General features: G+C 63.8%; 9 protein-coding genes and 1 pseudogene. 7 read left to right on the top strand and 3 right to left on the bottom strand.

Features of this window, described 5'->3' with window-relative positions:
- From AC5I5I_RS13795 to AC5I5I_RS13780, 4 genes and pseudogenes are all read left to right on the top strand, one after another.
- Positions 1 to 983: FAD-binding protein (locus tag AC5I5I_RS13795; RefSeq protein ID WP_495973872.1), on the top strand; the 983-nt coding region annotated here is incomplete at its 5' end.
- 32 nt (positions 984 to 1,015) lie between these two features.
- Positions 1,016 to 1,795 (top strand): succinate dehydrogenase iron-sulfur subunit, encoded by a 780-nt coding sequence (locus tag AC5I5I_RS13790; protein WP_495973870.1) that lies wholly within the window; start codon positions 1,016 to 1,018, stop codon positions 1,793 to 1,795.
- Positions 1,796 to 1,830: 35 nt separating this feature from the next.
- Positions 1,831 to 2,202: pseudogene (locus AC5I5I_RS13785) on the top strand (VOC family protein); the annotation flags it as partial.
- Positions 2,203 to 2,426: 224 nt separating this feature from the next.
- Complete coding sequence (locus tag AC5I5I_RS13780) at positions 2,427 to 3,053, top strand: OmpA family protein (protein ID WP_495973868.1); 627 nt, start codon at positions 2,427 to 2,429, stop codon at positions 3,051 to 3,053.
- Between the two features lie 29 nt (positions 3,054 to 3,082).
- Here the strand turns inward: AC5I5I_RS13780 and AC5I5I_RS13775 are convergent, their stop codons facing one another.
- Entirely contained in the window at positions 3,083 to 4,855 is a 1,773-nt protein-coding gene (locus tag AC5I5I_RS13775) for an alkaline phosphatase (RefSeq protein WP_495973866.1), read from the bottom strand.
- A gap of 228 nt (positions 4,856 to 5,083) precedes the next feature.
- Between AC5I5I_RS13775 and AC5I5I_RS13770 the strand changes: the two genes are divergently transcribed.
- Complete coding sequence (locus AC5I5I_RS13770; protein ID WP_495973864.1) at positions 5,084 to 5,560, top strand: pyridoxamine 5'-phosphate oxidase family protein; 477 nt, start codon at positions 5,084 to 5,086, stop codon at positions 5,558 to 5,560.
- Between the two features lie 282 nt (positions 5,561 to 5,842).
- On the opposite strand, the gene AC5I5I_RS13765 is transcribed toward AC5I5I_RS13770, so the two are convergent.
- Positions 5,843 to 6,412, bottom strand: coding sequence for a hypothetical protein (locus AC5I5I_RS13765; protein ID WP_495973862.1), 570 nt, complete (start codon positions 6,410 to 6,412; stop codon positions 5,843 to 5,845).
- Positions 6,413 to 6,517: 105 nt separating this feature from the next.
- Here AC5I5I_RS13765 and AC5I5I_RS13760 point away from each other — a divergent pair, with 105 nt between their 5' ends.
- Positions 6,518 to 7,345, top strand: a complete 828-nt coding sequence (locus tag AC5I5I_RS13760) for an OmpA family protein (protein WP_495973860.1) — start codon at positions 6,518 to 6,520, stop codon at positions 7,343 to 7,345.
- A 226-nt stretch (positions 7,346 to 7,571) separates the two neighbouring features.
- On the opposite strand, the gene AC5I5I_RS13755 is transcribed toward AC5I5I_RS13760, so the two are convergent.
- Positions 7,572 to 8,573 (bottom strand): hypothetical protein, encoded by a 1,002-nt coding sequence (locus AC5I5I_RS13755; RefSeq protein WP_495973858.1) that lies wholly within the window; start codon positions 8,571 to 8,573, stop codon positions 7,572 to 7,574.
- A gap of 12 nt (positions 8,574 to 8,585) precedes the next feature.
- On the opposite strand from AC5I5I_RS13755, the gene AC5I5I_RS13750 reads away from it, so the two are divergent.
- Positions 8,586 to 9,269 (top strand): OmpA family protein, encoded by a 684-nt coding sequence (locus AC5I5I_RS13750; protein WP_495973856.1) that lies wholly within the window; start codon positions 8,586 to 8,588, stop codon positions 9,267 to 9,269.
- The last annotated feature ends 64 nt before the right edge of the window (positions 9,270 to 9,333 follow it).

The raw sequence follows: 9,333 nt of genomic DNA, 5'->3' as shown, positions 1-9,333 counted from the left end.
CCGAGGGCGAGCGCTTCATGGAGCGCTACGCGCCGTCGGCCAAGGACCTCGCCTCACGCGACGTCGTCTCGCGCTCGATGACGATCGAGATCCGCGAAGGCCGCGGTGTCGGCAAGAACAAGGATCATATCTATCTGCACCTCGACCATCTCACGCCCGAGGTGCTGCACGAACGTCTGCCGGGCATCTCCGAAAGCGCCCGCATCTTTGCCGGCGTCGACCTGACCAAGGAGCCGATCCCGGTGCTGCCGACGGTGCATTACAACATGGGCGGCATCCCGACGAACTTCCACGGCGAGGTGCTGACCAAGAAGAATGGCAATCCCGACACCGTGGTGCCGGGCCTGATGGCACTCGGCGAAGCGGCCTGCGTGTCGGTACACGGCGCCAATCGCCTCGGCTCGAACTCGCTGATCGACCTTGTGGTGTTCGGACGCGCCGCCGCGGAGCGCTGCAGCCAGACCGTGGAGAAGAACGGCAAGCAGCCGGACCTGCCGAAGAATTCGGCAGACCTCTCGCTCTCGCGTCTCGACAAGTTCCGTCACGCCAATGGCGGCACCCCGACCGCTGACCTGCGGCTCAAGATGCAGAAGGTCATGCAGGGTTACTGCGCGGTGTTCCGCACCGGCGAGACCCTCGACGAGGGCCACAAGCTGATCCACGAGGTCTATACCGGCATGCCCGACGTGCGGGTCACCGACCGCTCGCTGACCTGGAATTCCGATCTGGTCGAGACGCTCGAACTCGACAACCTGATCGCCCAGGCGGTGGTGACGATGGATTCGGCACAGAACCGCACCGAGAGCCGCGGCTCGCACGCGCGCGAGGACTTCCCCGATCGCGACGACAAGAACTGGATGAAGCACACGCTCGCGTGGTTCGATCCGAAGACCGGCAAGGTCTCGATCGAGTACCGGCCGGTGCACACCTACACGATGACGAACGACATCGCCTATATCGAGCCCAAAGCTCGGGTTTACTGATGGCGCGGGTGTACTGAGGAAGCACACAGATCATGGTCGAATTCACGCTGCCGAGAAATTCCAAGGTCACCGAAGGCAAGACTTGGCCTAGCAAACCGGGTGCGAAGAACGAGCGCGAGTTTCGCGTCTATCGCTGGAATCCGGACGACGGCAACAATCCGCGTGTCGACGTCTACAAGGTCGATATGGACGATTGCGGCCCGATGGTTCTGGATGCGCTGATCTGGATCAAGTCCAACATCGACGCCACGCTGACCTTCCGGCGCTCATGCCGCGAGGGCGTGTGCGGCTCTTGCTCGATGAATATCGACGGCACCAACACGCTCGCCTGCACGCGCGGCATGGACGAGATCAAGGGCACGGTGAAAATTTATCCGCTGCCGCACATGCCGGTGATCAAGGACCTGGTGCCCGATCTCACCCAGTTCTATGCGCAATATGCGTCGGTCGAACCATGGCTGAAAACCGAGACGCCGACACCGCAGAAGGAATGGCGCCAGAGCGAGGACGACCGCAAGAAGCTCGACGGGCTTTACGAGTGCATCCTGTGCGCCTGCTGCACCACATCCTGCCCAAGCTATTGGTGGAATGGCGACCGCTATCTCGGCCCGGCCGCGCTGCTGCAGGCCGGCCGCTGGCTGAAGGATTCGCGCGATGAAGCAACCGGAGAGCGGCTCGACTTCGTCGAGGATCCGTTCCGGCTGTATCGTTGCCACACCATCCTGAACTGCTCGAAGGCCTGTCCGAAAGGCCTCAATCCGGCGAAGGAAATCGCCGACATCAAGAAGATGATGGTCGAGCGGCAGGTCTAGCCGCCGCTCGCGAGCCTTCCCGATTATGCGGTTTCATGATCGACCATATCGGCTTTCCTGTTTCCGACTATGCGCGCGCCAAGGCCTTCTACGCCGCTGCGCTCGCACCGCTCGGCTACACACTGATCGTGGAAGTCCAGCAAGACCATAATGGCGCCTCCGCTTGCGGCTTCGGCATCGGCGGCAAGCCGGATTTTTGGATCGGCGGCGAAGGTTCGCTGAACAAACCGCTTCATGTGGCATTCGCGGCGAAAGACCGTGCCTCCGTCGATGCCTTCTACACCGCCGCGCTTGCGGCAGGCGGTCGCGACAACGGCGCGCCCGGCATACGCGCGCATTATCATCCGAGTTATTATGCGGCCTTCGCGCGCGACCCGGACGGTCACAATATCGAGGCGGTTTATCACGGTGAGGGCGATGCCCCGGTGCAATCGGCGTTCACCAGCAGCAAAACCTGGCGCCGCAGCTTGATCGCGCTTTGGCTTCCGGTCGCGCAACCGTGATCGCAGCGCCTTGACACCCACGGGATTCGCCGCAATCCGCCGTTAAGCATGCCGGTCTAATCATCCGAACGCATGCGCGTTTGCATGCGTCGAAGACCGCGAACGCCCGTTTCAATCGGAGGCTTGTCATGCGTGAGGTTTGCGTAAGCCTTTTGCTCCTGCTCGCCAGCGCGATGTCGGCAAGCGCCCAAGGCACCATTCAGCAGCCGGGGCAGATCCAGGCACCAAAGGGCACCATCCAGACACCGGGCGAGATCCGGGTCCCGAAAGGCACCATTCAGACACCGGGCGAGATTCAGGTGCCTCGCGGCACCTGGCAGGTCCCGGGCGACATCCAGGTCCCGAAGGGTATCCAGGCGGTGAAGACGATCCAGAGCGGCGCATGCGAACGCCGTCTGAGCGTGGTCGGCGACGCGCTGTTCGATTTCGATAAAGCCGCTCTGCGCATTGATGCGGAAGAAACGCTTGTCGCCGCGTTGCCCGAAATCCAGAAGCTCGGCAGCAAGCCGGCGCTGGTCGAGGGCCATACCGATGCGATCGGTTCCGACAGCTACAACCAGAAACTGTCCGAAGCGCGGGCCAAGACTGTGCGCGACTGGCTGTCGCAACGCGGCGCCATTCCGGCAGCCACCGCGATCAAGGGGTACGGCAAAGCCAAGCCGGTCGCAGCCAATACGACCGAAGACGGCAAGGATTATCCGGAAGGTCGCCAGAAAAACCGGCGTGTGGAAGTCGTGTTCGATAGCTGTCGCTAGGGTGATTACGAAGCTAAAGCAGATCAAACCTATGGTGCGGCCTTCGATGTCGTGCTGCTAGCCGAGCCGAGCCCCAGCGCCTCCGCCATCACGCGGAACACATCCGTGTTGTCCAACTGGCCGCGGACGCCCTCGCTGCCCGGACCGGACGCGGTGACGATGATGTCCTCGCCGGAATGCACGCTGGAATTGACGAGCCGCGGCAGGTTTCCGAGCCGGAACACTGCGCCGGGCATGCTCTTGTAGCGCTCGTTGGCCTCGAAGCTGCCGGGCACCTTGCCAGCAACTGTCGGCTGGTTCGGATCGTCGAGCCTGGGCCGGAAGGTTTCGTAATGGTCCGGCAGGCTCGCAGAGAACATCGCCAGTCTCCGGCTGACATCGACGCGAGCGGGGTAGCCCTCCTCATCCGGCGCGGCGTAATTCGGGAAGCCGGCCGCGCCGTAGACGCGCACACGCTCGCGTAATGGCACGTTCGGTTCGCTGGCCATGTCGTCATCGATGGTGCCGACGATTGCAACCGGATGGGCGTGGTCGGCGAGCACCAGGATCAACGTGTCGTCGCCGCGCGCCTTCGACCAGTCGCGCACCAACTTCACCGTGTTATCGAACATGATGGTGTCGTAGACCGCACGCTCCATGTCGAGCAGATGCGTGTATTTGTCGATCATCCCGGCTTCGACCATCAGGAAGAAGCCGTTCGGATTCTGCGACAGGATATCGAGCGCCTTCGCGGTCATCTCGGTGAGGTCCGGTTGATCGGCAAAGCGCCTGACGCTGCCGGCTTTCAGGAATTTGCGATCCAGCACGCCGTCCATGTTGCGCAGATTGAACAGGCCTAGCAGGCGCCGCGTATCCTGCGGCAGCGCCTTCAGCTCGGCCGCGTTCGCCGCGAAGGCATAGCCCGCGTCCTTGAACCGCGCGACATAGTCGATCTGATCACGCCGCCGCGCACCTTCGGCGCCCTGGGGCAGGAAATTTGCAAGTCCGCCGCCCATCAGCACGTCGGGCTGCGCGGCAAAATATTGCGCGACGATCTGATCGTAGGCACCCCGCCGCCGCGTATGTGCGACCATCGCGGCCGGCGTCGCATCCTGAATCTCGGTATCGGTGACGATCCCTACCGCCATGGCGTTGCGCCGCTTCACCAGGCTGACAAGGGTCTCGACGCGAGGGTCGTCGAACGGGTCCGCCGTGCGGTCGGCATAGACGCCCATCGCACCGGCCGCGGTCTTGTGTCCGGTTGCATAGGCGCTCGCGGAGTTTGCGGAATCGGTGATGATCGAATCGGTGCCGGCGGTGGCGACCAGCGCCATCTGTGGCATGTCGTCCATCGCAAGCTTGCCGAAGGCCTTGCCCTCGGCGATGCCCTTCGACAGCAGGCGCGCGGCGGTCCGGTGCGCGAGCGAGAGCCCGTCCCCGATCAGCAGCACGACGTTCTTCGCCTTGCGCGGTGGCGTGTCGTAAACGGTCCAGCGAATTTCACCGGAGACGCCCGGCGCCGCGACCTTGACGAGATATTCGCCCGGCCGGTCGAGCGACACATCGCGCAGGATCAACGCGGATTGCTCCTTGCCGTCCTCGCGCGCGATGAATTGCGCGGCCTTGCCGAAGATGGCTGCGTGGTCGGCGCCGTTCACGGTCAGCATCGTATCGCCAGGCGCAACGAGGCCCGGGAACTCGACCTTCACGTCGAAACGCGCTCCCGCGAGAATGCCGGCGCGATCGACCGGATAGACGGTCTGGGCGGACGATGCGGAGATGGCGATCGCGAGGATTGCTGACGCCAGTATCGGCCTACGCATGGCTGAACCCTTTCATGGTTCCGTCGAAAATACCTATGAGCGGTCCGTGACAGACATATTGCAGGTGCGATCCGAACTTTTTCGATCGCGCGTGATCTGCCCCGCCTCCTGACCCGTTCCCCGGTACATACCAAAGCACCAGCGCGCGCCGTCGATGCGGCCCGGGAACGTCTGCCCGATCCCGCAGTTAACGTCTGTTGAAATAAGCGAACAGCCGAGGAGTACCGCATGAGCGACGATGCCGAACGTGTGTGGGACCTGATGGAGAAGATTTCCATCTGCATGCTGGCGAGCTGGGACGGCAACGAACTCACCTCCCGCCCGATGGGCGCCTTCGTACGGCGCAAGAACAACGCAGTCTATTTCCTGACTGATGTGCGTCACCACAAAGACGACGATATCCGCAAATATCCCAAGGTGTGCCTGGCATTCGCTGACCCCGGCAGCGAGCGCTTCGTGTCGCTCTCCGGCCCGGCCGAAGTGTCAGCCGACCGCGGCGTGATCCGCGACTTGTGGTCGACGCCCGCGAAGGCGTGGTGGGATTCGCCGGACGATCCAAACATTCGCATGCTCAAGGTCACGCCGGAGGATGCGCAATTTTGGGAAGGCCCCGGCAAGGTCGTCAGCAGTGTCAAAATGGCGATCGCTGCGGCGACCGGCAAGCGGCCGGACATGGGCGATAACAAGAAGGTTGCGATGGGCTGATGCGCGTCTGTACGTGTCCTGCGCAAGCGAGCGGCCTGCAAGCAAGCGGCACGTGAATGAACCACAAGTGAGTGGTCCGATTGACGGACGTTAATCGGAGGGCCACGTCCCCGCCATCGTTGCATTCTACAAATAAAATGAAACGACCGACGGACAGGGCGGAAGCGGTGAGCCGCGCCCGCCCTGAAATTCCTCATTCGAACAAGCGAGAACAAGATGCGTCTAAAAGGACTGCTCCTGACCGGAGCCGCCATTTCCGTAGTTGCTTTCGGACACTCAGGTTCAGCGCGCGACCTGTCTGCAAATTTCATTCTGGCGCAACAGGACCAGGAGCAAAATAAAGGCGACCAACGGCGCGACCAGAAGCAGGACCAGAAGCGCGACCAGCGGCAGGAGCGTCGTAGTCAGGAGCAGCAGCAGAACCAACAGCGGCAAGAACTTCGGCAGGAGCAGCGTGACCAGGATACCAAGGGCAGGGAGCGCCGCGAGCAACGCCAGGAATTGCGGCAGCGGCAGGAACAGCGCAACGAAGACAAGCAGCAACGGCAGCAGCAGAAAGAGCAGCGGCAGGAGCTGAGGGACGACCAGCAGAAGCAGCAGCAACATAGGCGGCAGGAACAGCGTCTCGAGCAGGAGAAGAAGCAGCAGGAGCGCCGCGATGAACGCGGGCAGCGCCAGGACCAACGCCAGGACCAGAGGCGCGATCAGAACCAGCCGCAGAACCAGCCGCAGGACAAGCCGCGCGATCAGGGCAATCAGGGTCAGGAGCGCCGGGATCAACCTCGGGATCAGCGCAATGGCCAGCAACAGGAGCAGCGCGGCGGTCAGTCCGGTGAGCAGCGCGGCGGTCAATCCGGCCGCGATAACAACGCGCGCAGGCTGGACGACATTCGCGGCGAACGCCGCGAGCGCAAGGAGGGCGACCGGACCATCATCCAGGAAGGCAACCGGACTATCGTGCGCGATGGCACCCGCACCATCATCCGCCGCGACGAATCCGACCGGTTCCGCCGCGTCGGTCGCGATGTGAATGTCCAGCGCGTCGGCAACGAAACCCGGACCGTGGTGGTCGGCCCGAACGGCGAGCGCATCGTCACCGTCACCGACGCGAACGGGCGGCTGCTGCGCCGCTCGCGCTTCGTCAACAATCGCGAGGTCATCATCATCGATAACCGCCCGCGCGGCGGTCGTCGTGCCGATGCATTTTTCGTCACGCTACCGGCGCTCGCGATCGCGTCGCTCGCCATCCCGCGCGACCGCTATATCGTGGAGGCGGAGAGTGCGCCGCCGGAATACATCTACGACGCGCTGATGGCCCCGCCGGTGGAGGCGGTCCCCCGCGCCTATACCCTCGACGAGATCCGGTACAGCCCGGAGCTGCGCGACCGCATGCCGCGGATCGATCTCAATACCGTCACCTTCGATCTCGGATCGTGGGACATCGCGCCGGACCAATATGACCGGCTGGCGCCGATCGCCGACGGCATCAAGCGGGCGCTCTCGCGCAACCCCGATGAGGTGTTCCTGATCGAGGGGCATACCGACGCAACCGGCAATGACGACGACAACCTGTCGCTGTCGGATCGCCGGGCGGAAGCGGTGTCGATCATTCTGACCGACCATTTCCAGATACCGCCGGAAAATCTGGCAACGCAGGGCTATGGTTCGCAGCAGCTCAAGGTGCAAACCCAGGCTGCAGAGCGCGCCAATCGCCGCGTGACCGTGCGGCGGATTACACCGCTGCTGCAGCAGGGTCAGGCAGCGGGCGGGCCGGCGCCGCGATAGCTTGCGACATACGTGAATGCAAAATGGCCGGGGACTCCCGGCCATTTTTTGGCTCCGACCCACCATGCGGCGACGGGATCGCGGAGAACAATCCGGTATTTGCTTCCGAACCCTGATTTAGGGCAATCTGTATCCAGCAGCACATTGCCGTACCCGGCAGCGCGCAGCCTTCGACGTCCGGGAAAGCGTCCTCCTAACCAGCGAGTCCGATATGCAACCGAAGAGCCTACTCCTGATCGGAGCGGCGATCCTGTCCGCTTATGCCTTCATGTCCGTTTCGAACTTTGACGGAAACTTCTCTGCCCGCGCCCAGCAAGACCAGGGCGGCATGGGCGGCATGGGTGGTGGCGGCCAGGGCGGTGGCATGGGCGGCATGGGCGGCGGTGGCCAGCAGCAAGGCGGCATGGGTGGCGGCGGTGGCGGCGGCGGTGGCGGCGGCGGTGGTGGTCGCCAACAAGGCCAAGGCGGCGGAGGTGGTGGAGGCGGCGGCATGGGCGGCGGCGGCGGCGGAGGTGGTGGAGGCGGCGGCATGGGCGGCGGCGGCGGCGGCGGGATGGGCGGCGGCCAAAACCAGCAGCGCCAGCAGGAGCAACAGCAACGTCAGCAGCAGCGGCAGCAGCAACAGCAGCAACGCCAGGATCAGCGGCGGCAGGACCAACAACAGCGGCAGCAGGACAATCAGCAGCGGCGCCAGCAGGAGCAGCAACAGCGTCAGCAGCGCCAGGACCAGCAACGGCAGCAGCAACAGCAACGCCAGGATCAGAGGCAGCAGGATAGGCAAAAACAGCAGCAGGAGCAGCAGCAGCGCCGCCAGCAGGAGCAGCAGCAGCGTCAGCAGCAACAACAGCAGCGCCAGGATCAGAGGCGGCAGGAAGAGCAGAAGCAGCGCGAGGATCGCCGCGGGCGGCAGCAGGATCAGCAGGACCGTCAACAAGACCGTCAGCAGGGGCGCGACCGCAATCAGAACGATCAGCGGCAGGATTCTCGCCAGGATCGTCGCGACCGCGACAACGTGCGCAGGATCGACGATGTGCGCGGTGAGCGCCGCGTTACCCGCGACGGAAATCGCACCATCATTCAGGAAGGCAACCGGACCATCGTTCGCGACGGTAACCGCACGTTCATCCGCCGCGATGAGAACGATCGCTTCCGCCGCACCGGCCGCGACGTCAACGTGCAGCGCTTCGGCAACGAGACCCGCACCGTTGTGGTCGGCCCCAACGGCCAACGTTTCGTTACGGTGACCGGACCGGACGGGCGGCTGATCCGGCGCTCGCGCTACGTCAACGGCCGGGAAGTCGTTATCATCGACAACCGTCCGCGCGGCGGGCGCCGCTATGACTCGTTCTATGTGGCTCTGCCTGCACTTGCCCTCGGAGCGCTGGCGATCCCCCGCGAACGCTACATCGTAGAGGCCGAATACGCGCCGCCGGAATATATCTACGGCGCGCTGATGGCACCGCCGGTCGAGGCGCTGCCCCGCGCCTATACGCTCGACGAAATCCGCTACAGCCCGGAGGTGCGCGATCGCATGCCGCGGATCGATCTCGACACCATCACCTTCGATACGGGATCGTGGGAGATTTCTCCGGACCAGTATAACCGGCTCGCGCCAATCGCCGAGGGCATCAAGCGCGCGATTGCCCAGAACCCGGACGAGGTGTTCCTGATCGAAGGCCACACCGATGCGGTCGGCAACGACGACGACAACCTGTCGCTGTCGGACCGCCGCGCGGAAGCGGTGTCGATCATTCTCACCGACCAGTTCCAGATTCCGCCGGAGAACCTGACGACCCAGGGTTATGGCTCTCAGCAGATGAAAATCCCGAGCCAAGGGCCTGAACGCGCCAACCGGCGCGTCACGGTTCGCCGCATCACGCCGCTGCTGCAGCAGGGTCAGGCGGCGGGAGCGCCCCCGCAATAAGGCCGCGTCTGCGAAGCACTACATGCGAATGGCCGGGCAAACGCCCGGCCATTTTTATGCGGAC

The organism is Pseudorhodoplanes sp. (genome assembly GCF_059499825.1).
Note: the sequence above shows the minus strand (reverse complement) of the source record. Positions and strands in the feature narration are given on the sequence as shown.